The organism is Streptomyces canarius, assembly GCF_014650735.1.
Classification (GTDB): domain Bacteria; phylum Actinomycetota; class Actinomycetes; order Streptomycetales; family Streptomycetaceae; genus Streptomyces; species Streptomyces olivaceoviridis.
Map to the genome: position 1 here is coordinate 95,029 of NZ_BMVN01000021.1, position 21,817 is coordinate 116,845.

The 21,817-nt window shown below is 72.1% G+C and carries 19 protein-coding genes and 3 tRNA genes; 13 read left to right on the forward strand and 9 right to left on the reverse strand.

The window, feature by feature from the left end; genetic code table 11:
• Positions 1 to 113: 113 nt before the first annotated feature.
• From IE294_RS27025 to IE294_RS27035, 3 genes are all read left to right on the forward strand, one after another.
• Positions 114 to 1,271: an SUKH-4 family immunity protein gene (locus IE294_RS27025; RefSeq protein WP_189890349.1), complete on the forward strand. Its 1,158-nt coding sequence runs from the start codon at positions 114 to 116 to the stop codon at positions 1,269 to 1,271.
• A 106-nt stretch (positions 1,272 to 1,377) separates the two neighbouring features.
• On the forward strand, positions 1,378 to 2,253 hold the full coding sequence (locus IE294_RS27030; RefSeq protein WP_189890351.1) for a helix-turn-helix domain-containing protein: 876 nt from the start codon (positions 1,378 to 1,380) through the stop codon (positions 2,251 to 2,253).
• Complete coding sequence (locus IE294_RS27035) at positions 2,250 to 2,459, forward strand: DUF397 domain-containing protein (RefSeq protein WP_189890353.1); 210 nt, start codon at positions 2,250 to 2,252, stop codon at positions 2,457 to 2,459. The genes IE294_RS27030 and IE294_RS27035 overlap by 4 nt, the downstream gene beginning before the upstream one ends.
• Positions 2,460 to 2,529: 70 nt before the next feature.
• Here IE294_RS27035 and IE294_RS27040 read toward each other — a convergent pair.
• The 3 genes from IE294_RS27040 to IE294_RS27050 all read right to left on the reverse strand — a co-directional run bounded on the left by IE294_RS27040 (position 2,530) and on the right by IE294_RS27050 (position 2,833).
• Positions 2,530 to 2,601: transfer RNA gene (locus tag IE294_RS27040), tRNA-Cys, on the reverse strand.
• 18 nt (positions 2,602 to 2,619) lie between these two features.
• Positions 2,620 to 2,717, reverse strand: a tRNA-OTHER gene (locus tag IE294_RS27045).
• Between the two features lie 18 nt (positions 2,718 to 2,735).
• A tRNA-OTHER gene (locus tag IE294_RS27050) sits at positions 2,736 to 2,833 on the reverse strand.
• A gap of 178 nt (positions 2,834 to 3,011) precedes the next feature.
• On the opposite strand from IE294_RS27050, the gene IE294_RS27055 reads away from it, so the two are divergent.
• The 4 genes from IE294_RS27055 (at position 3,012) to IE294_RS27070 (ending at position 8,454) form a co-directional block, all read left to right on the forward strand.
• A complete protein-coding gene (locus tag IE294_RS27055) occupies positions 3,012 to 4,457 on the forward strand; it encodes an MFS transporter (RefSeq protein ID WP_189890355.1) in 1,446 nt (481 codons plus the stop codon).
• A 172-nt stretch (positions 4,458 to 4,629) separates the two neighbouring features.
• Entirely contained in the window at positions 4,630 to 6,429 is a 1,800-nt protein-coding gene (locus IE294_RS27060; protein WP_189890357.1) for a DEAD/DEAH box helicase, read from the forward strand.
• A gap of 405 nt (positions 6,430 to 6,834) precedes the next feature.
• Positions 6,835 to 7,476: an IclR family transcriptional regulator gene (locus IE294_RS27065; RefSeq protein WP_189813605.1), complete on the forward strand. Its 642-nt coding sequence runs from the start codon at positions 6,835 to 6,837 to the stop codon at positions 7,474 to 7,476.
• A 186-nt stretch (positions 7,477 to 7,662) separates the two neighbouring features.
• Positions 7,663 to 8,454: a S16 family serine protease gene (locus IE294_RS27070; RefSeq protein WP_189890358.1), complete on the forward strand. Its 792-nt coding sequence runs from the start codon at positions 7,663 to 7,665 to the stop codon at positions 8,452 to 8,454.
• A 20-nt stretch (positions 8,455 to 8,474) separates the two neighbouring features.
• On the opposite strand, the gene IE294_RS27075 is transcribed toward IE294_RS27070, so the two are convergent.
• Positions 8,475 to 8,954 (reverse strand): Lrp/AsnC family transcriptional regulator, encoded by a 480-nt coding sequence (locus IE294_RS27075; RefSeq protein ID WP_189890360.1) that lies wholly within the window; start codon positions 8,952 to 8,954, stop codon positions 8,475 to 8,477.
• A gap of 122 nt (positions 8,955 to 9,076) precedes the next feature.
• Here IE294_RS27075 and hppD point away from each other — a divergent pair, with 122 nt between their 5' ends.
• Entirely contained in the window at positions 9,077 to 10,225 is a 1,149-nt protein-coding gene (hppD, locus tag IE294_RS27080) for a 4-hydroxyphenylpyruvate dioxygenase (RefSeq protein WP_189890362.1), read from the forward strand.
• Between the two features lie 9 nt (positions 10,226 to 10,234).
• On the opposite strand, the gene IE294_RS49085 is transcribed toward hppD, so the two are convergent.
• Complete coding sequence (locus IE294_RS49085) at positions 10,235 to 11,701, reverse strand: tetratricopeptide repeat protein (RefSeq protein ID WP_268252814.1); 1,467 nt, start codon at positions 11,699 to 11,701, stop codon at positions 10,235 to 10,237.
• A 92-nt stretch (positions 11,702 to 11,793) separates the two neighbouring features.
• On the opposite strand from IE294_RS49085, the gene IE294_RS27090 reads away from it, so the two are divergent.
• Positions 11,794 to 13,200, forward strand: a complete 1,407-nt coding sequence (locus IE294_RS27090) for an FAD-binding oxidoreductase (RefSeq protein ID WP_189890364.1) — start codon at positions 11,794 to 11,796, stop codon at positions 13,198 to 13,200.
• A 44-nt stretch (positions 13,201 to 13,244) separates the two neighbouring features.
• Here IE294_RS27090 and IE294_RS27095 read toward each other — a convergent pair whose 3' ends face one another.
• Positions 13,245 to 13,658 (reverse strand): SsgA family sporulation/cell division regulator, encoded by a 414-nt coding sequence (locus IE294_RS27095; protein WP_189890366.1) that lies wholly within the window; start codon positions 13,656 to 13,658, stop codon positions 13,245 to 13,247.
• A gap of 232 nt (positions 13,659 to 13,890) precedes the next feature.
• On the opposite strand from IE294_RS27095, the gene IE294_RS27100 reads away from it, so the two are divergent.
• Positions 13,891 to 15,378: an RDD family protein gene (locus tag IE294_RS27100; RefSeq protein WP_189890368.1), complete on the forward strand. Its 1,488-nt coding sequence runs from the start codon at positions 13,891 to 13,893 to the stop codon at positions 15,376 to 15,378.
• 65 nt (positions 15,379 to 15,443) lie between these two features.
• The gene (locus tag IE294_RS27105) at positions 15,444 to 16,151 is read left to right on the forward strand and encodes an RDD family protein (RefSeq protein WP_189890370.1); all 708 of its coding nucleotides are present in this window, start codon (positions 15,444 to 15,446) and stop codon (positions 16,149 to 16,151) included.
• A 93-nt stretch (positions 16,152 to 16,244) separates the two neighbouring features.
• Here the strand turns inward: IE294_RS27105 and IE294_RS27110 are convergent, their stop codons facing one another.
• Complete coding sequence (locus tag IE294_RS27110) at positions 16,245 to 16,481, reverse strand: hypothetical protein (protein ID WP_189890371.1); 237 nt, start codon at positions 16,479 to 16,481, stop codon at positions 16,245 to 16,247.
• Positions 16,482 to 16,841: 360 nt separating this feature from the next.
• Here IE294_RS27110 and IE294_RS27115 point away from each other — a divergent pair, with 360 nt between their 5' ends.
• Both IE294_RS27115 and IE294_RS27120 read left to right on the forward strand, forming a co-directional pair.
• The gene (locus tag IE294_RS27115) at positions 16,842 to 19,199 is read left to right on the forward strand and encodes an immune inhibitor A domain-containing protein (RefSeq protein WP_189890373.1); all 2,358 of its coding nucleotides are present in this window, start codon (positions 16,842 to 16,844) and stop codon (positions 19,197 to 19,199) included.
• 121 nt (positions 19,200 to 19,320) lie between these two features.
• Positions 19,321 to 19,647: a hypothetical protein gene (locus IE294_RS27120; RefSeq protein WP_189813595.1), complete on the forward strand. Its 327-nt coding sequence runs from the start codon at positions 19,321 to 19,323 to the stop codon at positions 19,645 to 19,647.
• 84 nt (positions 19,648 to 19,731) lie between these two features.
• Here IE294_RS27120 and IE294_RS27125 read toward each other — a convergent pair whose 3' ends face one another.
• Complete coding sequence (locus IE294_RS27125; protein ID WP_189890375.1) at positions 19,732 to 20,325, reverse strand: isochorismatase family protein; 594 nt, start codon at positions 20,323 to 20,325, stop codon at positions 19,732 to 19,734.
• Between the two features lie 94 nt (positions 20,326 to 20,419).
• Complete coding sequence (locus IE294_RS27130; protein ID WP_189890377.1) at positions 20,420 to 21,766, reverse strand: nicotinate phosphoribosyltransferase; 1,347 nt, start codon at positions 21,764 to 21,766, stop codon at positions 20,420 to 20,422.
• Positions 21,767 to 21,817 lie beyond the last annotated feature (51 nt).

Consider the following 21,817-nt stretch of genomic DNA (forward strand, 5'->3'; position numbering starts at 1 on the left):
GGGTCGTTGTCAGTGGGGCGGCGTAGTGTGCTGAGCAGTGGGGGCACCTGCCCGGAGCCGGCGTACGACGGGGTACGCGGGCCGGCCACGCACCGGGAGATCGCGGGGGAGCGATGAGCACGACGGACGCCGAAGTTCCGGCGATCACGCTGACCGAGGCGGAACTGGACCGCTACGTCACGCACGCGCCGACGCGCGGCCTGCTCGCGGGCGCCGGACTGCCCGCGGAGACCGCCCTGCTGACCTTCTCCCCGCTGCGCACGTACGGCCTGCGCACGCTCGCCGACGCCGCTGACAGCCCCTTCCACCTGGCGGAGGAGCTGCGGGGCCGCCTGGTCATCGGCGAACTGCTCACCCCGGCCGGCATGGAGCGCCAGTCGATCCTGCTCGACGGCGCCACGGGTGAGCTGACGACGGCCTACCTCTTCGACGCGTCCGACCCGCGCCCCTTCGCGCCCTCCCTGAACACGCTGCTGCGCTTCGCCGCGGTCACCGAGGAACTGGCGGGCCTGCGCGGCCGGTTCGCCGCCCTGGCGGGCCAGTACGGCCCCAGGACCGTGACCGAGGCCTCCCGCCGCCTCCTCACCCTCTTCGAGGAGGGCACGGGCGGCGAGGTCCCGCCGTACTGGAAGGCGGCGGCCCTGATCCGCCCGCTCTCCCTCATCGCCGGCCCCGGCACGGCGTCGGGCCTCACCCTGGACGTCCCCGCGCGCGTCCTGGACCAGCAGTTCGGGCACGGCAGGGTGGCCCGCTTCGAGGAGGTCGACTTCCCGAAGACGCTCACCCACGAGCCGACCCGCCGCTTCCTGCGCGAGACGGGCCTGCCGGAGGAGGCGGTCTTCTTCCACGCCGACACGGACGTCCCGCTCCCCACGCTCCGCGAGTACGTCACCCAGGAACGCCCCGACTACCCCCTCGCCGAACTCCCGGCCCACTGCGACCACCTGATCCGCCTCGGCCACCTCCTGGAGGACAACAGCCTGGTGATCGACGGCAGAACGGGCGCGATCCTCACCTTCAACGAGCCGGAGGCGACCCTCTACCCCCTCAACACCGACGTCTCCACCCTGGCCTTCACCCTGTGGCTCATCCACCACGAGCGCACGATCGACGCCCACCTGTCCCACGAACTGTCCACCCACGCCTACGACCACCTGGTCGCCCTGATGATCGACACCCTCCACTCGGTCGACCCGACGGGCACCACACCGGAAACGACCTGGCACTACTGGACGAACCTCTTCCAGGACGAAGCGGGCGGGGTGTTCTGAGACACCTCGTCCCGGTGCAATTCCGGGTTCTGGTCACTCAGCGTGGCCACACCGCCCTACCGTGGGACGTGATGGTGTCGGCACACACGGTGACGGAGGGGTGGGAATGACGGTCGGCGTGGACACGAAGCCGCTCAAGGACGAGGTGAGTGAGCGGGGCTGGGAAGTGGACCCGGACGACGAGTGGGGCGTCGCCGTCGTCACCACGGTCGGAAGGCAGTTGAAACTGCGCCGGGAAGCGGTGGGCATGAGGGCCGGTGACTTCGCCAAGGCCGTCGGCTACGGCGAGGACCTGGTCTACAAGGTCGAGAGCGGGCAGCGGATTCCCAGGCCCGAGTACCTGGACAAGGCCGATGACGTCCTGGGGGCCGACGGCCTGCTCTCGGCGATGAAGGAGGACGTGCAGAAGGTCCGCTACCCGAAGAAGGTGCGGGCGCTGGCGGAGATGGAGGCCAAGGCGGTCGAGATCGGCGTCTACGAATGCAACAGCGTTCACGGGCTCTTACAGACACCGCAGCACGCCCGGGCCCTGATCGAGGCAGCGCAGCCGCCGTACTCGCCGGATGATGTGGACCGCATGGTGGCTGCTCGACTGGCCCGGCGCTCGGTCTTTGAACGCACACCTGCCCCGTCCATCCACTTCGTGCTGGAAGAAGCATCGCTGCGCCGCCGGGTCGGAGGCACAATGGTGTGGCAACGGCAGCTCGAACACCTGTTGGAGGCGGGGCAGTTGAACAACGTCTCGCTCCAGGTCATGCCGACGGATACGGATGCCCACCCCGGGCTCGACGGAAAGATCGAGCTGCTGAAGTTCTCGGACGGCAAGGCGGTGGGCCGCTCCGACGGCCTGTTCAACGGCCGGCCCGTCTCCGACCCGAAGCAGCTCCGCATCCTGGAGTTGCAGTACGGCACCATCCGGGCGCAGGCCCTCCCCCCGCGGGAGTCGCTTGCCTTCATCCAGAAACTGCTGGGAGAGACATGATGCGCGAGGCCTCCGCCGGGCACCCCTCGGAACTGGCGTGGTTCAAGAGCAGCTACAGCAGCGGCACCAACGGCGAGTCCTGCGTCGAGGTGGCCGTGACTCCCCGTACGGTGCACGTCCGCGACTCGAAGTCCCTGGGCGGTCCACAGCTCGCCGTCACGTCCGGCGCCTGGACGGACTTCGTCTCGTACGCGTCCCGGAGCTGAGGCGACAGAAGGAGAGGGCGGCGTCCCGCACGGGGTGCCGCCCTCTCGCTTCGCCTGGCCCAGGCGTCAGAGGCCGTGGCGGGAATCGAACCCGCGTAACTCGCTTTGCAGGCGAGTCCCTGAACCACTCGGGCACACGGCCGTGTTGTGTTGTCGTTCTCGGCCGTGGTGGGGATCGAATCCGCGTGACTCCCCGCGAGCGGAGCTCGCTGATGGATGCAGCGCGGGCGAGTCCCTGAACCACTCGGGCACACGGCCGTGTTGTGTTGTCGTTCTCGGCCGTGGTGGGGATCGAATCCGCGTGACTCCCCGCGAGCGGAGCTCGCTGATGGATGCAGCGCGGGCGAGTCCCTGAACCACTCGGGCACACGGCCGTGTTCGTGTTCAAGAACGTACGGGGGCCGGGGCCGGGGGCTCAAGGGGATGGGGTGGGGTGCAATGGGACTGCCATGTGCCGTTCATGAAGCGGGGCGGGACGTACGACCAAGGGCCTAGTGGGGGTCGGTCTCCTGACAGGGGCCAAAGGTGGCTGTGGGCCTTACTCTGTCGCACATGAGTGCCCTTGGATCCCGTGAGCCCGCCGTCCTCGATCCGCCCGCCGAGCAGGACGGCGGTGTGCTGAGCAGGGCGTACCGGGCGCTCAGCGTCGGGATCGTCTCCGTCGTGGTCCTCATCGCGTTCGAGGCGACGGCCGTGGGGACCGCCATGCCGGTCGCCGCGCGGGAGCTGGACGGACTGGCGCTGTACGCGTTCGCCTTCTCCGGGTACTTCACCACCAGCCTCCTCGGGATGGTGCTCGCCGGGCAGTGGTCCGATCGGCGCGGCCCGCTCGGGGCGCTGACGACCGGCATCGCGGCCTTCGCGGTGGGCCTCGTCGTCGCCGGGACCGCGCAGGTCATGTGGATGTTCATCCTGGGGCGGGCCGTGCAGGGGCTCGGGGGCGGGCTGGTCATCGTGGCGTTGTACGTCGTCGTGGGCCGCGCCTATCCGGAGCGGTTGCGGCCCGCGATCATGGCCTCCTTCGCCGCCGGCTGGGTGGTCCCCTCGATCGTCGGTCCCCTCGCCTCCGGCGCCGTCACCGAGCACCTCGGCTGGCGCTGGGTCTTCCTCGGCATCCCGGTCCTCGTCGTGTTCCCGCTCGCCCTCGCCCTGCCCCAGATACGGCGGCGGGCGGGCGGCCCGGTGGACGCGGAGGCCGGCACCGGCTCCTTCGACCGACGGCGGATCCGGCTCGCGTTCGGGATCTCCCTGGGCGCCGGGCTCCTCCAGTACGCCGCCCAGGACCTACGGCCCCTCGCCCTGCTCCCGGGGCTGGCCGGGGTGGCCCTGCTGGTGCCCGCCGTGCTCGGGCTGCTGCCCCACGGCACCTACCGGGCCGCCCGCGGCCTGCCCTGCGTCGTACTGCTGCGCGGGCTGGCCGCGGGGTCCTTCGTCGCCGCCGAGTCCTTCGTGCCGCTGATGCTGGTCACCCAGCGCGGGCTGTCCCCGACGCTCGCCGGGTTCTCGCTGGCGGCCGGCGGCGGGACATGGGCGCTGGGGTCGTTCGTGCAGTCCCGGCCGCGCCTGGCGCCGCACCGGGAGCGGCTGATGACCGTGGGGATGGCGCTGGTCTCGGTCGCGATCGTCACCGCGCCGAGCGTGCTCCTGCACTCCGTGCCCGTGTGGACCGTGGCCGTCGCCTGGGGCGTCGGCTGCTTCGGGATGGGCCTGGTGATCTCCTCCACCAGCGTGCTGCTGCTCAAGCTGTCCGCCCCGGAGGAGGCCGGCGCCAACTCCGCCGCGCTCCAGATCTCCGACGCACTCTCCAACGTCGTGCTCCTGGCGGCCACCGGCGCGGCCTTCGCGGCCCTGGGCGGCGGCAGCACCGCGGTCACCACGGGTTCCGGTGGCGGGCATCCCGCCGCCTTCGCCGCCGTCTTCCTGCCGATGGCGGCGGTGGCGGTGGCGGGTGCCTGGGTGACCACGCGGCTGCGGGAGCGGTCGGCGCCGACGCGGTGAGGGGGCGGTGAGCGCGGCCGGGCCGTGGGTGCGGTGGGGTGGGGCGGTCGGGGCTGCTGTGACGTCGCTCCCACCCGCGGGCGACCCGGGGTCGTCCGCGCGTTGAGCGCAGGGCGGCGCCGGTAGGGTGGCCCGGTTGTCATACGTAGCCGCCCTACCCCGCTCGGAGACCGTGACTACCACCGCCGCCTCGTCCGCTTCCTCCCACCACCTCTCGCCCGCCTTCCCGGGCCGGGCCCCCTGGGGTACCGCCAGCAAGCTGCGCGCCTGGCAGCAGGGGGCGATGGAGAAGTACGTCCAGGAGCAGCCGCGTGACTTCCTCGCCGTCGCCACGCCCGGCGCCGGCAAGACGACCTTCGCGCTGACGCTCGCCTCCTGGCTCCTGCACCACCACGTCGTACAGCAGGTGACCGTGGTCGCGCCCACCGAGCACCTGAAGAAGCAGTGGGCCGAGGCCGCGGGCCGGATAGGGATCAAGCTCGACCCCGAGTACAGCGCGGGCCCGCTCGGCAGGGAGTACGACGGCGTCGCCGTGACGTACGCCGGTGTCGGGGTGCGTCCGATGCTGCACCGCAACCGGGTCGAGCAGCGCAAGACGCTGGTGATCCTGGACGAGATCCACCACGCCGGCGACTCCAAGTCCTGGGGCGAGGCGTGTCTGGAGGCCTTCGAGCCGGCGACGCGGCGCCTCGCGCTGACCGGTACGCCGTTCCGGTCCGACACCAACCCCATCCCCTTCGTCACCTACGAGGAGGGGGCGGACGGGATCCGGCGGTCCGCCGCCGACTACACGTACGGCTACGGGTCGGCGTTGTCGGACGGGGTCGTCCGGCCGGTGATCTTCCTCTCCTACAGCGGCAACATGCGCTGGCGGACCAAGGCCGGCGACGAGGTCGCCGCGCGGCTCGGCGAGCCGATGACCAAGGACGCGATCAGCCAGGCCTGGCGTACGGCCCTCGACCCGCGCGGCGACTGGATGCCGAGTGTGCTGCGCGCCGCCGACCAGCGGCTGACCGAGGTCCGCAAGGCCATCCCGGACGCGGGCGCGCTCGTCATCGCCACCGACCAGGACTCCGCGCGCGCGTACGCCAAGCTCATCCGGGAGATCACCGGGACGAAGGCGACGCTCGTGCTGTCCGACGACGTCGGGGCGTCGAAGCGGATCGACGAGTTCAGCGCGAGCGACGACCGGTGGATGGTCGCCGTGCGGATGGTGTCCGAGGGGGTCGACGTGCCCCGGCTCGCGGTGGGCGTGTACGCGACGACCATCTCGACACCCCTGTTCTTCGCGCAGGCCGTCGGGCGGTTCGTACGGTCCCGGCGGCGCGGCGAGACCGCGTCCGTGTTCCTGCCGACCGTGCCCGACCTGCTGACCTTCGCCAACGAGATGGAGAAGGAGCGGGACCACGCCCTCGACAAGCCGAAGAAGGAGGGCGAGGAGGACCCGTACGCCGAATCCGAGAAGGAGATGGAGGAGGCGAACAAGCAGCAGGACGAGGACACCGGCGAGCAGGACATGCTGCCGTTCGAGGCGCTGGAGTCCGACGCCGTGTTCGACCGGGTGCTGTACGACGGCGCCGAGTTCGGCATGCAGGCGCACCCCGGGAGTGAGGAGGAGCAGGACTACCTGGGGATTCCGGGGCTGCTGGAGCCCGAGCAGGTGCAGTTGCTGTTGCAGAAGCGGCAGGCCCGGCAGATCGCGCACAGCCGGAAGAAGCCGGACACCGAGGCCGACCTGCTGGAGCTGCCGGCCGAGCGGCGGCCGGTGGTCACGCACAAGGAGATGATGGAGCTGCGGAAGCAGCTGAACACGCTGGTCGGCGCGTATGTGCACCAGAGCGGCAAGCCGCACGGGGTGATCCACACCGAGCTGCGGCGGGTGTGCGGGGGGCCGCCGAGCGCGGAGGCCACGGCGGGGCAGTTGCGGCAGCGGATCGAGAAGGTCCGGGAGTGGGCCACGCGCATGCGGTGACGCCGCGCCGGGCCTGGGCGGCTGCCTCGCCCCCGGCCCCCCGGACTCGGTCCGCCCGGAGGCACCGCCCAGAACCCCCGGGGCTCGGGTGGGTGAGAGGGCGCCGTACGGAGACCTCGCCCTGGATCTTCGTGTGTGCGTATCCGGACGAATGCAGGCAGGCCGGATCTGGGCTTGCCCGGATTCTGGACGAAGACTTCCGCTCAGCGAACCGGCTTCGCTACTGTCCCGCTACGCACACGCCCCGTGGCAGCGCCGCCGCGGAGCGCAGCCGTGAAGCGACTCGGCCCGGGAGCCGCCGGGCCGTCCTGCCGATCGGCGGCCTCTGAAGCGCGTCGCCGACGGGACTCGGTGACGCATCCGCCGAACAGGGGCCGCCGCCTCACCGCCAAAGGAGTGGGCGTCGTGACCGCGGAGACCTCTCAGACGCTCGACCGGGGACTGCGCGTCCTCAAGCTGCTGGCCGACACCGACCACGGGCTGACCGTCACCGAGTTGTCCACCAAACTGGGCGTGAACCGGACCGTGGTGTACCGGTTGCTCGCGACGCTGGAGCAGCACGCGCTCGTACGGCGTGATCTGGGCGGGCGAGCCCGGGTCGGACTCGGCGTGCTGCGGCTCGGCCGGCAGGTGCATCCGCTGGTACGGGAGGCCGCGCTGCCCGCGTTGCGGTCGCTCGCGGAGGACATCGGGGCGACGGCGCACCTCACGCTCGTGGACGGGTCCGAGGCGCTGGCCGTCGCGGTGGTGGAGCCCACCTGGACGGACTACCACGTGGCCTACCGGGCCGGGTTCCGGCACCCGCTGGAGCGGGGCGCGGCCGGCAAGGCGATCCTCTCCGCGCGGCAGTCGCCGTCCTCCGATCCCGGGTACACGCTCACGCACGGGGAGCTGGAGGCGGGGGCGAGCGGGGCCGCGGCGCCCTTGGTCGGGGTGACGGGGGTCGAGGGCAGTGTGGGCGTGGTGATGCTCGCGGACGCCGTACCGGAACGGGTGGGTGCGCGCGTGGTGGAGGCGGCGAGGGAGGTCGCGGAAGCGTTGCGCTGAGCCCCCCGCGGCCGACCGCACCGCGGCGCCCCGGAAGGGGGCGCGGGACCCGCGCGACCAGCCGCCCGCTCGCCGCACTCGACGGTGGTCCCCTGCCCTCCTCGGCCACCGGCGGCACCGGTACACGCGATGACGGGACCCGTACGCGGCAGAAGGCGCACGTGGTCGTCACGTTAGATTGAGCTCGTGCTCTCACGTCTCTCACGCCCCCAGGCCCTCGCCGTCTGCGCGCTGCCCGTCGTGGCCCTGCTCGCCACGGCGGCGTTCGCCCCGCTGCCGTTCTCGGTGGCGCAGCCCGGCATGACGGCGAACGTGCTCGGGCGGAACCAGGGCACCCCGGTGATCACGGTCTCGGGGGCGGAGACCCGCAGGACCAGCGGGCAGCTGCGGATGACCACGATCGAGGCGACCGGTCCGGACGCCGAGGTGAGGCTCGGTGACGTGGTCGACAGCTGGTTCCGCACCGACCGCGCGGTGCTGCCGCGCGACTCGGTCTACCCGAGCGGCGACACCGTCAAGGAGATCGAGCAGCACAACGAGGCACAGATGCGCCAGTCCCAGGGCGCGGCGACCCAGGCCGCGCTGAAGTACCTCGGGCTCGGCGCCGGCGAGGTGAAGGTGACGCTGAGGCTCGCCGACGTGGGCGGGCCCAGCGCGGGGCTGCTGTTCTCCCTGGGGATCGTCGACAAGCTGGACGGCGACGGCAGCGGCGGCGACCTCACGGGGGGCCGCGTCGTCGCCGGTACGGGCACGATCGACGCGGCCGGCAAGGTCGGCGCGGTCGGCGGGGTGGCCCTGAAGACCCAGGCCGCGCGGCGGGACGGGGCCACCGTCTTCCTGGTGCCGAAGGCGGAGTGCGCCGACGCCGAGGCGGAGCTGCCGAAGGGGCTGCGACTGGTCCCGGTGACCACGCTCAAGGGCGCGGTCGACTCCCTGGTGGCGCTGGAGAAGGGCAAGGGCCCGGTCCCGAGCTGTTGATCCCCGGGCCCCGGATTCGCCTACGACCGTTCGGCGTCCGCCGCCGCCTGCTCCACCAGCGGGATGATCCGCAGCGGAACGGGGTTCTCCATGACGATCGCCGTGGAGGCCCGGACGATGCCGTCGAAGCCGACGACCCGGTCGATCACCCGCTGGAGATCGGCGTTCGAGCGGGCCACCAGCCGGCACAGCATGTCCCCGCTGCCGGTGGTGGTCAGCAGTTCCAGCACCTCCGGCACGGTCGTCAGGTGCGCCCGTACGTCGGCACCCTGGCCCTGCCGGATCTGGAGGGTGGCGAACGCGGTGACCGGGTAGCCGAGGGCCGCCGGATCCACCTGCGGGCCGAAGCCGCGCACGACCCCGTTCGACTGGAGCCGGTCCAGCCGCGCCTGCACGGTCCCGCGCGCCACGCCCAGCCGCCGGGACATCTCCAGCACCCCGATGCGCGGCTCCCGGGCCAGCAGCACGATGATGCGCCCGTCCAGATGATCGATCGCCACGGGACCCCCTGAGATGGTCATCCTGTACAGAAAGACCGCCGGGGCGGTCGTACCACTGGTCAGATTGCCCAGCGATTGCGCGAACTATTGCGCACCTTGCAGAGCAGAGCCACCCTTCCGCTATGACGCAGACCACAGACCTCACTCCCGACACGACCGCCCGGCAGGACGACCCCTTCCCGGTCAAGGGAATGGACGCGGTCGTCTTCGCCGTGGGCAACGCCAAGCAGGCGGCGCACTACTACTCCACCGCCTTCGGCATGCGGCTGGTCGCCTACTCCGGACCGGAGAACGGCAGCCGTGAGACCGCCAGTTACGTGCTGGAGAGCGGCTCCGCCCGCTTCGTCTTCACCTCCGTGATCAAGCCGAGCAGCACCTGGGGCCACTTCCTCGCCCAGCACGTGGCCGCGCACGGCGACGGCGTCATCGACCTGGCCATCGAGGTCCCGGACGCGCGCGCCGCGTACGCGTACGCCGTCGAGCAGGGCGCGAAGAGCGTCGCCGAGCCGTACGAGCTGAAGGACGAGCACGGCACGGTCGTCCTCGCCGCCATCGCCACCTACGGAGAGACCCGGCACACCCTGGTCGAGCGCACCGGCTACGACGGCCCCTACCTGCCCGGCTACACCGCCGCCCGGCCGATCGTCGAGCCGCCCGCCCAGCGCGTCTTCCAGGCCGTCGACCACTGCGTCGGCAACGTCGAACTCGGCCGGATGAACGAGTGGGTGGCCTTCTACAACAAGGTCATGGGCTTCACGAACATGAAGGAGTTCGTGGGCGACGACATCGCCACCGAGTACAGCGCGCTGATGTCGAAGGTGGTCGCCGACGGCACCCTCAAGGTCAAGTTCCCGATCAACGAGCCCGCCATCGCCAAGAAGAAGTCCCAGATCGACGAGTACCTGGAGTTCTACGGCGGCGCGGGCGTCCAGCACATCGCGCTCAACACCAACGACATCGTGCAGACGGTCCGCACCATGCGGGCGGCCGGCGTCGAGTTCCTCGACACCCCCGACTCCTACTACGACACCCTCGGCGAATGGGTCGGCGACACCCGCGTGCCGGTCGAGACCCTGCGCGAGCTGAAGATCCTGGCCGACCGCGACGAGGACGGCTACCTGTTGCAGATCTTCACCAAGCCGGTCCAGGACCGTCCGACCGTGTTCTTCGAACTCATCGAACGGCACGGCTCCATGGGCTTCGGCAAGGGCAACTTCAAGGCGCTGTTCGAGGCCATCGAACGCGAGCAGGAGAAGCGGGGCAACCTGTAACGGCGGGCCCTACTCGCTGGGCGGCGGCTCGTCGGGTACGTCGCCCAGCTCCCGCAGCGCCTCCCGCGCCAGCGGCGCCTTCAGCGGCGAGAAGTACGGGTTGATGCGCAGCGCCTCCTCCAGGTGCCGCCGCGCGGGGGCGTACCGCTCCAGTTCCGCCTCGATCACGCCCCGGTGGTACGCGTACAGCGCGCTGCGCACCCCGCCCCCCTTCTCCTTGTCCGTCGCGGTGGTCGCGAAGGTCAGCGCCTCCTCGTCCTCACCGGCCCGGTGCAGCGCCCAGCCCAGCGCGTCGGCCACCTCGATCCCCGGCTGCCGCCGCCACTCCTCCCGCAGCCGCTCCACGCCGTCCCACGGGTCCCCGTGGTCGGCCTCGTACCGCCCGATCAGCACCTCCTCGTCCACCCCGCCGGACACCGCCCGCCGTACCGCCTCCTTCATCCGCGTGTACTGCTCCTCGGCGACCCCTGGCTGCCCCAGCGACTCGTACAGCTCGCCCAGTTCCAGCAGATCCGCGGGGTTCGGCTGCTTCGCGACGACGGCCCGGTACGCGGCCAGCGCCTGCGCCGTGTGCCCCAGCGCGGCCAGCGTCCGCGCCCGCCCGGTCGCCGCCGCCCGCTGGTCGGGATCGAGCCGCAGCGCCGCCTCGAAGTGCCGCAGCGCGTCCGCGAGGTCCCCGCGCTCCCAGGCGAGCTGTCCCAGTCCGGCCAGCCACGCCGCCTGCTCCGCCGGGGTGCGGGCCGCCGCCGCCGCGTCGGTCAGCTGGGCCACCGCGTCCTCACGCCAGCCCCGGTCCCGGTACACCGCCGAGGCCCGCGCCATCACGGCCGGCCGGGCCGCCGCATCGGTGCGCAGCGCCAGCAGCTTGTCCAGGGTGGAGCGGGCCTTCTCGTAGTCGCCGAGCCCGGTGTACGCGTCGATCAGCGGCGGATACGCCTGCCACCGCTTCGGCGCCGCCTTCAGCGCCTGCTCGCCGTAGCCCTTCGCCGCCGGGAAGTCCCGGCGCGCCAGCGCCAGCGCGGCCAGGCCGTCCAGCGCCCCGGTGTTCCGGCCGCCCCGCACCTTCAGCGACTCCCGCAGCGCCCGCTCGGCCTTCGGGTAGTCCGCCGCGTCACCTGCCCGGCGTCCCCGCTCCACGTACGCCGACCCCAGCACCGCCCAGGCCCGGGCGTCCTGCGGCTGTGCCCGCACCAGCCGCTCCTGCCGCCCGATGAGCGCCGTCAGTCCGGGCAGCGCGGCCGGCACCCCGTAGGTCACCGTCGTCAGTACCGGCACCTGCGCCCGTGGCCGCGCCTCGGGACCGGCGGCGGGCGGTGCGGCCGGCCCGTGCCGCCGCTCGTGCGGCAGCAGCATCAGCACGGCGCCCGCCACGACACCGCCCGCCAGCGAGGCGACCAGCACCCGCCGCAGCACCCGCCGGCGCGGCGCCGGCGGCTCCGGGACCAGTGACGTACCCACGCACTGTCGGTTGTCCATGGCGCTCACTGTGCGTCAATACGACGAGCACATCCGCGTGGCCCCGGAGCGGCGCGGGCGGGGTTCACACCGATGGCCGTGAGTGACACGCTGTGATCATGAGCCGTATCGAAGCACCGCGCGACGAGCACACCGGTAACCTCACCGACCGGCTCCTGGCCGGCCTGCCGCCCGAGGCCGTCCTGACCGACCCCGACGTCACGGCCTCCTACGCCCACGACATGGCGAGCTTCTGCCCGGCGGGCAGCCCCGCCGTCGTCGTCCTCCCGCGCACCGTCGAGCAGGTCCAGCACGTCATGCGCACGGCCACCGAGCTGCGCGTGCCCGTCGTCCCGCAGGGCGCCCGCACCGGCCTGTCCGGCGGCGCCAACGCCACCGAGGGCTGTGTCGTGCTGTCCCTCACCAAGATGGACCGCATCCTGGAGATCAGCCCCGTCGACCGGATCGCCGTGGTCGAACCGGGCGTGGTCAACGCGACCCTGTCCCGCGCGGTCGAGGAACACGGCCTGTGCTACCCGCCGGACCCGTCCAGCTGGGAGATGTGCACCATCGGCGGCAACATCGGCACGGCCTCCGGCGGCCTGTGCTGCGTCAAGTACGGCGTGACCGCCGAATACGTCCTCGGCCTGGACGTCGTCCTCGCCGACGGCCGCCTGATGTCCACCGGCCGCCGCACCGCGAAGGGCGTCGCGGGCTACGACCTGACCCGGCTCTTCGTCGGCTCCGAGGGCTCCCTCGGCATCGTCGTCCGGGCGGTCCTCGCGCTGAAGCCCAAGCCGCCCCGGCAGTTGGTGCTGGCCGCCGAGTTCGCCTCCGCGGCGGCGGCCTGCGACGCCGTCTGCCGGATCATGGAGGGCGGTCACGTGCCGTCCCTCCTCGAACTCATGGACCGTACGACGGTCAAGGCGGTCAACGACCTCGCCCACATGGGACTGCCCGAGACCACCGAGGCGCTGCTGCTGGCCGCGTTCGACACCCCGGACCCGGCCGCCGACCTGGCCGCGGTCGGCGCCCTGTGCGAGGCCGCCGGCGCGACCCAGGTCGTCCCGGCCGAGGACGCGGCCGAGTCCGAGATGCTGTTGCAGGCCCGGCGGCTCTCGCTGACCGCGCTGGAGGCGGCGAAGGGCACGACGATGATCGACGACGTGTGCGTGCCCCGCTCGCGGCTCGGGGCCATGCTGGAGGGCGTGGAGCGGATCGCCGCCGCGTACGGCCTCACGATCGGGGTCTGCGCGCACGCAGGCGACGGCAACACGCACCCCACGGTCTGCTTCGACGCCCGCGACCCCGAGGAGTCCCGCCGGGCCCGCGAGTCCTTCGACGAGATCATGGCCCTCGGCCTGGAGCTGGGCGGCACCATCACCGGCGAACACGGCGTCGGCGTCCTGAAGAAGGAGTGGCTGGCCCGGGAGATCGGCCCGGTCGGGGTGGAGATGCAGCGGGCGGTGAAGCAGGTCTTCGACCCGCTGGGCATCCTCAACCCGGGCAAGCTCTTCTGACGCCGGGCTCACCGGGCTCACCGGGCTCATCGGGCTCAGCGGGCTCACTGGGCGAGCAGGTGGTCGAGCGCGTCGTCGATGCCCAGCTGCCCGCCCTCCGTGCCCGGCGGCACCGCCCGCAGCGTCCGCTCCAGCCAGGCCGACACCTGCGGGACCGGTGCCTGAAGCAGCGCGTCGCCGTCCGGCGAACTCAGCGCCATCAGCACGACACCGCGCCCGTCCGCCTTCGCCGGCCACACCCGTACGTCCCCGTGCCCGCACGGCCGGAACACCCCCTCCACCAGCAGGTCGCGGGCGAACGTCCAGTCGACGGGGTGCGCCGAGTCGATGTGGAAGGTGATGTGGACGGCGTAGGGGTCGTCGGAGCGGTAGGCGAGCCGGGCCGGCACCGGGACGCTCCGCTCCGGTGACAGGACGAGCCTCAGCTCCAGTTCGCGCTCCACCACGGTGTGCCGCATGACCTGCGTCTCCTCTCGCGTCGGGGCCACCGGACGGGCCCGCACCGGAGGAGAGGCGGCGGGGGCCGGACCATTACGCGGGTTCGGGGAACTTCTTTTCGCAAACCCGGGGAGTCCCGTGCGGCGTTGCCCGGAAAGGGGTGGGTCCGGCGGGACTGGCGGTGGGGGATGCCCGGGTCTGATAGATGTGGAGGCCCCCATCCCACCCCCGAGCAGATACGGGACGACGGACATGAGCGCCCCAACCCCGGCCCCAGGCGACGACCGGCCCCGCGAGGGCTACTACCCGGACCCGTCCATCCCCGGCTACGTCCGGTACTGGAACGGCGCCTCCTGGGTGCCCGGCACGAGCCGCCCGGCGCCGAAGAACGGCGAACCGCTCACCCCGCCCCCCGGCGCCCGCCCGGCGTCCCCTTCCGTGGAGGAGACGGGTCCGCACTTCTTCGACGAGGACCCGCCGGACGAGGAGCAGCCGGGCGGCGCGGACCAGCGGGACCCGCAGGGCGGGCAGCCCGCGCAGCCCGCGCAGGGTGCGCAGTGGGGGCGGCCGGGTGGGCCGGGCCGGCCCGCTCAGCCCGGGTCACCCGGTCGGCCCGGTGGACCCTGGGGTGCCGACCCCCGGGTGCCGGCCGACGCCTCCACCGCCCCCGACGGCCGGGCCGCCACCCGGACCGACGGCGCCGCGACGATCCCGCCGACGCAGGACGACGACCCCCACGACCCCGGCACCTTCATCTTCCGCCGCCCGATCCCCGGCCCGGCGGCGGCCGACCGCACCGACGACGGCACGATGACCTTCCGCCCGGTCCCGTCCGCCCCGCCGGCCCCGTCCGGCACCGACAGCGGCCCGGCCGGCTTCGGCGCGCAGGGCCCGGTCGGCGCGCCCGCGACCCCGGGCTTCGGCGCCGGAAAGGCCGCCGCGGCCCGCGCCGCCGCCGCACAGACACCCCCAGCGGCCCAGGGACCGCAGTCACCGTCGATCCCGCAGCCCTCTCCCACGCCCCAGCCTTCCCCGGCCGCTCCCGCCCCCGCCCCCGTGGCCCCGTCGGTGCCGCACCAGGCGGGTCCCGGCCAGGCCGGTGCCCCCGTCACCCCGCTGACCAGCGGACCCGGTGGCGGGCAGGCCTCCTGGGCGCAGCAGGTGCACCAGCTCGCCGGGGGCGGGGACGAGCAGCCCGTGGCGCCGTGGAAGCCTCCGGTGGAGGACCTCTTCCAGGCCGCCGCGCGCCGGCAGGCCGCCGCCCGCCCCGCCGGACTCGGCAAGCGGCTCGCCGCGCGGCTGATCGACCTGCTGGCCATCGGCGCCGTGACGGCCGCCGCGGCGGTCCCGCTCGGCATCCGGGCCGTGGACCACGTCCAGCAGAAGATCGACGCGGCCCGGCTCTCCGGCCACGAGGTCACGGTCTGGCTGCTCGACGGCACGACCGGCACCAGCCTCGGCATCGTCCTCGCCGTCCTGCTCCTGGCCGGTGTCCTGTACGAGGTGATCCCCACGGCCAGGTGGGGCCGCACCCTCGGCAAGAAGCTGTGCGGTCTCGAGGTCCGGGACATCGAGGCGCACGAGCCCCCGGCGTTCGGCGCGGCACTGCGCCGCTGGCTGGTCCTCAGCGTGCCGGGCCTGCTGGTCGTGGGCATCGTGGGCGTGCTGTGGTGCCTGTTCGACCGGCCCTGGCACCAGTGCTGGCACGACAAGGCGGCCCACACCTTCGTGGCCGGCTGAGCGCGCGTACTCCGTCCGGCCGTCTGCCGGATGCGGAGCCCGGATCTTCGGGTTCCACTCGGGCCATGAGCAGCGAACCGCCCCCCGGCTCCGGAGAGCAGCCCCCCGAGGACGACCCCTTCAGGAAGCGGCCCCCGTCGGACCGGGGCTCGGGCTCGCCGTACGACGCCCCGTACGGCGGCGCCCAGCCCCCTCCCCCCGGCGGCGGCGCGGGGGGTCCTTACGGCGGCGGTCCGGGCGGCCCTTACGGCGGGGGCCCCTACGGCGGCGGTCCGGGCGGCGGCCCCTATGGTCCCGGCGGCTACCCCGCCGACCCGCTGGCCGGGATGCCCCCGCTCGCCGACAGCGGCAAGCGGACGCTCGCGCGCATCATCGACATGATCCTGGTCGGCATCGTCGTGCTGCTGCTCACCTGGGCGATCGGGGTGAGCGCGTACACGCTCGACAGTGAGCGCGCGGAGGTCGGCAGGTCCCTCGCCCAGTCCGTCATCGCGGCCGTGCTCTACATCGCGTACGACACCATCCTGATGACCAGGTCGGGGCAGACCCTCGGCAAGAAGTGGCTCGGCCTGCGGGTGGCCAACCTGGAGAACGGCGCCACGCCCTCCGTGCAGACCATGCTGATCCGCTCCCTGGTGCTGTGGGTGCCGTTCGCCTTCTGCTGCGCCTGCATCTGGACGGCGATCTCCGGCGGTTGGAGCTTCTTCGACAAGCCGTACAAACAGGGCCTGCACGACAAGGCGGCCAAGACGGTGGTGGTCAGCACCGGTTGAGCCGGCCGCCGGCGGTGCTCGCGCGACGGTGGCGGTTCCGGGACGTCCGGAACCGCCGCTGTCGCGGCTCTGCGGCGCTGTGTCCCTGTCCGCTCACAGGGTCGTGGGAACGCGTTCCTCCTCCGCGACGGGCTCGGCCGGCGCCCGCTCCGCGCGCACCCCGGGGACGGGGACCGTCAGGGCGACCAGCAGGCCCAGCGCGAGTGCCGCGAGGGCGATGACGGCGACCCCGAGGCCCGAACTCGTCTGGGACAGCAGCAGCATGGCGAGCGTCGAGAAGATCACGGTGCAGGAACCGTAGGCGAGCTGTGCGGCGGTCGGACGAGGCATGGCAATCGTGTCCTCGGCAGTCTTCGGAAGTCGGGGGGTGCCACTCTGTTGGCCTGCATGCCCGAGCGGGACGCCCGGTAAGCGTGACCTAACCCACGGTACCGGTGCACAGGGGGCGCATGGAGTCACCGTCCCGCCAAACGGGCGTTCCCCTGCGCCGGTCGGCGGGGTGGCACGCGTTCGTAAAGCGGACGTCACCTCCGCATAGTGCACTTGTCCTGTTCAAGTCAAGGTCTGTTTTTTCAGCTAAACCTCTAGTCAAATGTCGTCACTTGACTACACGCGTTGATCGTGCGCGCACGGATTCCTCCAAGACCCGGAACCATCTGTCCGTGTGCGCGGCGCGGGGGAGGAACTCAAGTGACCAGCAGATCCTGGACGTTCAGAGCGGCCGCCATCGGCGTGACGCTCGCGGCGGCCTCCGCCACGTTCGCCACCTTCGCCGTCGCGGAGGCGGGCACCCAGGCCCGGAACGCCGCGGCCAACCGGCACGACCCGGCTCCGGTGAAGCAGCGCGCGCACGACCTGGACGGCCCCCTGAGCAAGACCCAGGAGGCCCAGCGCGAAGAGGCCCTGAACCAGCTCATATCGGGCAAGGCCACCGCGAAGGAGCGCAACGGCTCCAAGGTCGTCGAGCTCAAGAGCCGCAAGGGCCGGAGCAAGTACGTCGAACTGAGCCGCGAGAAGACCGACAAGATCTTCACGATCCTGGTGGAGTTCGGCGACCAGACAGACCCCAAGTTCGGCGGCACCCCGGGCCCGCTGCACAACAAGATCGCCGCGCCGGACCGCAAGAAGGACAACTCGACGGCCTGGCAGAAGGACTACGACCAGAAGCACTTCCAGGACCTCTACTTCGGCACCGGCAAGAAGGCCGAGTCGCTGAAGAAGTACTACGAGAAGCAGTCCTCGGGCCGCTACTCGGTCTCCGGTGAGGTCACCGACTGGGTCAAGGTCCCGTACAACGAGGCCCGTTACGGCAACAACGCCTGCGGCGACACCAACTGCCCGAGCGTGTGGAACGTCGTCAGCGACGGCCTGAACGCCTGGGTCGCCCAGCAGAAGAAGGCCGGCCGCACCGACGCCGACATCAAGTCGGACCTCGCCAAGTACGACCAGTGGGACCGCTACGACTACGACGGCGACGGCGACTTCAACGAGCCGGACGGCTACGTCGACCACTTCCAGATCGTGCACGCCGGTGAGGACGAGTCCGCCGGCGGCGGCGCCCAGGGCGAGGACGCGATCTGGGCGCACCGCTGGTACGCCTTCGGCACCGACGCCGGCGCCACCGGCCCCGAGGACAACAAGCTCGGCGGCACGCAGGTCGGCGACACCGGCATCTGGGTCGGCGACTACACCATCCAGCCGGAGAACGGCGGCCTCGGCGTCTACGCCCACGAGTACGGCCACGACCTCGGCCTGCCGGACGAGTACGACACCGCCGGCGGCGACAACTCCACCGGTTTCTGGACGCTGATGTCCTCCGGTTCCTGGCTCGGCACCGGCAAGGAGTCCATCGGCGACCTGCCGGGCGACATGAACGCCTGGGACAAGCTCCAGCTGGGCTGGCTGAACTACGACACCGCCAAGGCCGGCAAGCAGTCCACGCACAAGCTGGGCGTCGCCGAGTACAACACCTGGGACAAGCAGGCCCTCGTGGTGACCCTGCCGGACAAGGCGGTCACCACCACCATCACCGAGCCGGCGCAGGGCGCCACCCAGTGGTGGAGCGGCAGCGGCAACAACCTGAAGAACACGCTGACCCGTTCCGTGGACCTGACCGGCAAGTCCTCGGCGAGCCTCACCCTGGACGGCTGGTGGGCCACCGAGGCCGGCTACGACTACGTCTACACCGAGGTCTCCACCGACGGCGGCGCCAACTGGACCGCCCTGGACGGCACGGCCGACGGCCAGGCCCTGCCGCGCGACGCCAGCGGCAAGCCGGCGCTGAGCGGCTTCTCGCAGACGCACAAGAAGCTGGCGTTCTCCCTCGACTCCTACGCGGGCAAGAAGGTCGACCTGCGCTTCCGCTACGCCACCGACGGCGGTGTCGCGGAGAACGGCTTCACGGCCGACGAGATCGCGGTGACCGCCGACGGCACCCCGCTGTTCTCGGACAACGCCGAGACCGCGGACGCCGGTTGGACCGCGGACGGCTTCTCCCGCATCGGCGCGTCCTTCACCAAGGACTACCGGCAGTACTACATCGCCGAGAACCGGCAGTACGTGTCGTACGACAAGACGCTGAGGACGGGCCCGTACAACTTCGGCTTCGCGTCGCGCCCCGACTGGGTGGAGCACTACCCGTACCAGAACGGCCTGCTGATCTGGAAGTGGGACACCTCCCAGGCGGACAACAACACGAACGCCGCGAGCGGCCACCCGGGCTCCGGTCTGATCCTGCCGATCGACTCGCACCCGAAGGCGCTGAAGTGGACCGACGGCACGCTGCTGCGCAACCGCATCCAGGCCTACGACTCGCCGTTCAGTATCTACGGCACGGACGGCATCACGCTGCACAAGGCCGACGTCGCGCTGAAGATCAAGGGCTCGAAGGGTGTCCGGGTCTTCAACGACCACACCAGCACCTACTACGACCCGTCGAACCCGACGGGCGGGGTGAAGGTCACTGACACCAACACCAAGATCACGATCGTCAAGGAGGCCAAGGACGGCTCCACGATCCAGCTCAAGGTCGGTCCCGCGGTGAAGTAGTCCGCGTCACCGCAGGTCAGAGGCGTATCGGCGGCAACCCCTTGGCGGGTTGCCGCCGGTCGTGTTTAGGTGCGTCCTGTGGACCGCTTATTGACACCGACCGGAACGGGGATGTGACCGCATGGCCGCTGGAGGCTTCTGCAAGCTGCCGAACGGCACGGTGGTGGTGGCGCTGAACCTGCCGTACGGCCCCGCCGGGGTGCGGGTGCTCGTGCACGCCCGGAACCGAGCGCGGGCCCTGACCAGGCTGCGCAACCTGGGCCTGCGGGCGATCTACCTCCGGGGGAACGCCGAGCCTCCGACACCGGACGAGATCACGGCGGTCCTGCACCACCCCGACGGCCTGATATGGCGCACCGCCCCGGCCGACAACGGTGTCATGGTGAACGAGCTGTGGCACCCGATCCGGGCGCTGCTGCGCGGACCGGCGCTGGTGCGGCAGGGGTGACGCCTCGGTGGGGCCCGCGGGTACGGCGACCGCGGGCCCGCCGTGGCCGCCCGCGCAGTTCCCCGCGCCCCGTCGGGCGCTCTCCTAGCCGCTCACCACGGGCTTGCCGGTGAGTTCCACGCCCGCTTCCCGCAGCTCCTCCAGGGCCCGCTCGGTGGTCTCGCCCGCCACGCCGGCCGTCAGGTCCAGGAGGACCTGTGTGCGGAAGCCCTCCCGCGCGGCGTCCAGGGCCGTGGCCCGTACGCAGTGGTCCGTGGCGATGCCCACCACGTCCACCTCCGTGATCTCCCGGGCGCGGAGCCAGTCGGCCAGGGCGACGCCGTTCTCGTCCGTGCCCTCGAAGCCGCTGTACGCGGCCGCGTAGGCACCCTTGTCGAAGACGGCGTCCACCGCGCCGGAGGCGACGGCCGGGGCGAAGTTCGGGTGGAAGCCCACCCCCTCCGTGCCCGCGACGCAGTGCGCGGGCCAGGAGCGGACGTAGTCGGGGTTGTCCGCGAAGTGGCCGCCGGGCGCGATGTGGTGGTCGCGGGTGGCCACCACATGCCGGTATCCGGTGCCCGCCGCCTGGCCGATCAGCTCGGTGATGGCGGCGGCCACGTCGGCACCGCCGGCCACCGCGAGGCTGCCCCCCTCGCAGAAGTCGTTCTGCACGTCTACGACGATCAAGGCGCGGCGCATGGTGGGTGTCCTTCGACTGAGAGTGAAGTAACCGAGCCTAGAGAATTCCGGGCTCCCGCGGGAGGGGGCGTCGAGGGGCGGACGGGGTCCCGCGCTAGCTACCCGAGCGCCCGTGGACGTACTCCGTCGGAATGACGGGTTCCCCCCTTGACAGCTGGATCGCGGAGAGCGGCAGGTTTTCGCGGGCCGCGATGTGGCGGTCCCGGGCCACGTCCAGCGGCTCCCGGGCGACCACCTCGCCGCCCTTGACCAGCTCCACCAGGAGCTGCCGGTCGGCCAGCTCGGCCGGCACCGGCCCGGTGCCGACGACCTCGGCCTCCGCGACCCCCTCCGCGTCCCGCCGCCGCGCCGCCCACTTGCGGCCCCCGATGGACGTCTTGCCGCCGCTGGACTTCTTCGCGACCGGCAGCAGCGGCGCCTTCGGGTCGGCGGACTCGGCGCGGGCGACCAGCTTGTAGACCATGGAGGAGGTCGGGTGCCCGGAGCCCGTCACCAGCTGGGTGCCGACGCCGTACGCGTCCACCGGCGCGGCGGCCAGCGAGGCGATGGCGTACTCGTCCAGGTCGGAGGTCACGATGATCTTCGTGCCGGTCGCGCCCAGCTCGTCCAGCTGCTGCCGCACCCGGTGGGCCACCAGCAGCAGGTCGCCGGAGTCGATGCGGACCGCGCCCAGCTCGGGGCCGGCCACCTCCACCGCCGTACGGACGGCCTCGGCGACGTCGTAGGTGTCCACCAGGAGGGTCGTGCCCCGGCCGAGGGTGTCGACCTGGGCCTGGAAGGCGTCGCGCTCGCGGTCGTGCAGCAGGGTGAAGGCGTGGGCGGAGGTGCCGACGGTCGGGATGCCGTAGCGGAAGCCGGCGGCCAGGTCGGAGGTGGTCGCGAAGCCGCCGACGTAGGCGGCGCGGGCGGCGGCCACCGCCGCCAGCTCGTGGGTGCGGCGCGCGCCCATCTCGATCAGCGGGCGGTCACCGGCGGCGGAGGACATCCGGGAGGCGGCGGCGGCGATGGCGGAGTCGTGGTTGAGGATGGACAGGATGACGGTCTCCAGCAGGACGCACTCGGCGAAGCTGCCCTCGACGCGCATGATCGGCGAGCCGGGGAAGTACACCTCGCCCTCGGGGTAGCCCCAGATGTCCCCGCTGAAGCGGTAGTCGGCGAGCCACCGCAGGGTCTCCTCGTCGACGATGTCCCGCTCGCGCAGGAAGCCGAGGACGCCGGAGTCGAAGCGGAAGTTCTCCACCGCGTCCAGGACGCGGCCGGTGCCGGCCACCACGCCGTAGCGGCGCCCGTTCGGCAGCCGCCGGGTGAAGACCTCGAAGACGCTCCGCCGTTCGGCCGTACCGGCCTTCAACGCGGCGCGCAGCATCGTCAGCTCGTACTGGTCCGTGAAGAGCGCTGTCGAGGGAACGTCCACCGGCAGCCCAAGGTCCGCTGTGTTCATGGCGAGGAATCGTACTCCCTTTTCGTCGGTGTGACGATTTATGGAGGCCGT

Bases quoted from the DNA above. Each gene is read 5' to 3' on its own strand.
- IE294_RS27125 (WP_189890375.1), bottom strand. From the start codon at position 20,325: ATGCGCCGCGCCTTGATCGTCGTAGACGTGCAGAACGACTTCTGCGAG.
- IE294_RS27110 (WP_189890371.1), bottom strand. From the start codon at position 16,481: ATGCCTCGTCCGACCGCCGCACAGCTCGCCTACGGTTCCTGCACCGTG.
- IE294_RS27025 (WP_189890349.1), top strand. From the start codon at position 114: ATGAGCACGACGGACGCCGAAGTTCCGGCGATCACGCTGACCGAGGCG.
- IE294_RS27105 (WP_189890370.1), top strand. From the start codon at position 15,444: ATGAGCAGCGAACCGCCCCCCGGCTCCGGAGAGCAGCCCCCCGAGGAC.
- IE294_RS27030 (WP_189890351.1), top strand. From the start codon at position 1,378: ATGACGGTCGGCGTGGACACGAAGCCGCTCAAGGACGAGGTGAGTGAG.
- IE294_RS27055 (WP_189890355.1), top strand. From the start codon at position 3,012: ATGAGTGCCCTTGGATCCCGTGAGCCCGCCGTCCTCGATCCGCCCGCC.
- IE294_RS49085 (WP_268252814.1), bottom strand. From the start codon at position 11,701: ATGGACAACCGACAGTGCGTGGGTACGTCACTGGTCCCGGAGCCGCCG.
- hppD (WP_189890362.1), top strand. From the start codon at position 9,077: ATGACGCAGACCACAGACCTCACTCCCGACACGACCGCCCGGCAGGAC.
- IE294_RS27035 (WP_189890353.1), top strand. From the start codon at position 2,250: ATGATGCGCGAGGCCTCCGCCGGGCACCCCTCGGAACTGGCGTGGTTC.
- IE294_RS27095 (WP_189890366.1), bottom strand. From the start codon at position 13,658: ATGCGGCACACCGTGGTGGAGCGCGAACTGGAGCTGAGGCTCGTCCTG.
- IE294_RS27130 (WP_189890377.1), bottom strand. From the start codon at position 21,766: ATGAACACAGCGGACCTTGGGCTGCCGGTGGACGTTCCCTCGACAGCG.
- IE294_RS27120 (WP_189813595.1), top strand. From the start codon at position 19,321: ATGGCCGCTGGAGGCTTCTGCAAGCTGCCGAACGGCACGGTGGTGGTG.
- IE294_RS27100 (WP_189890368.1), top strand. From the start codon at position 13,891: ATGAGCGCCCCAACCCCGGCCCCAGGCGACGACCGGCCCCGCGAGGGC.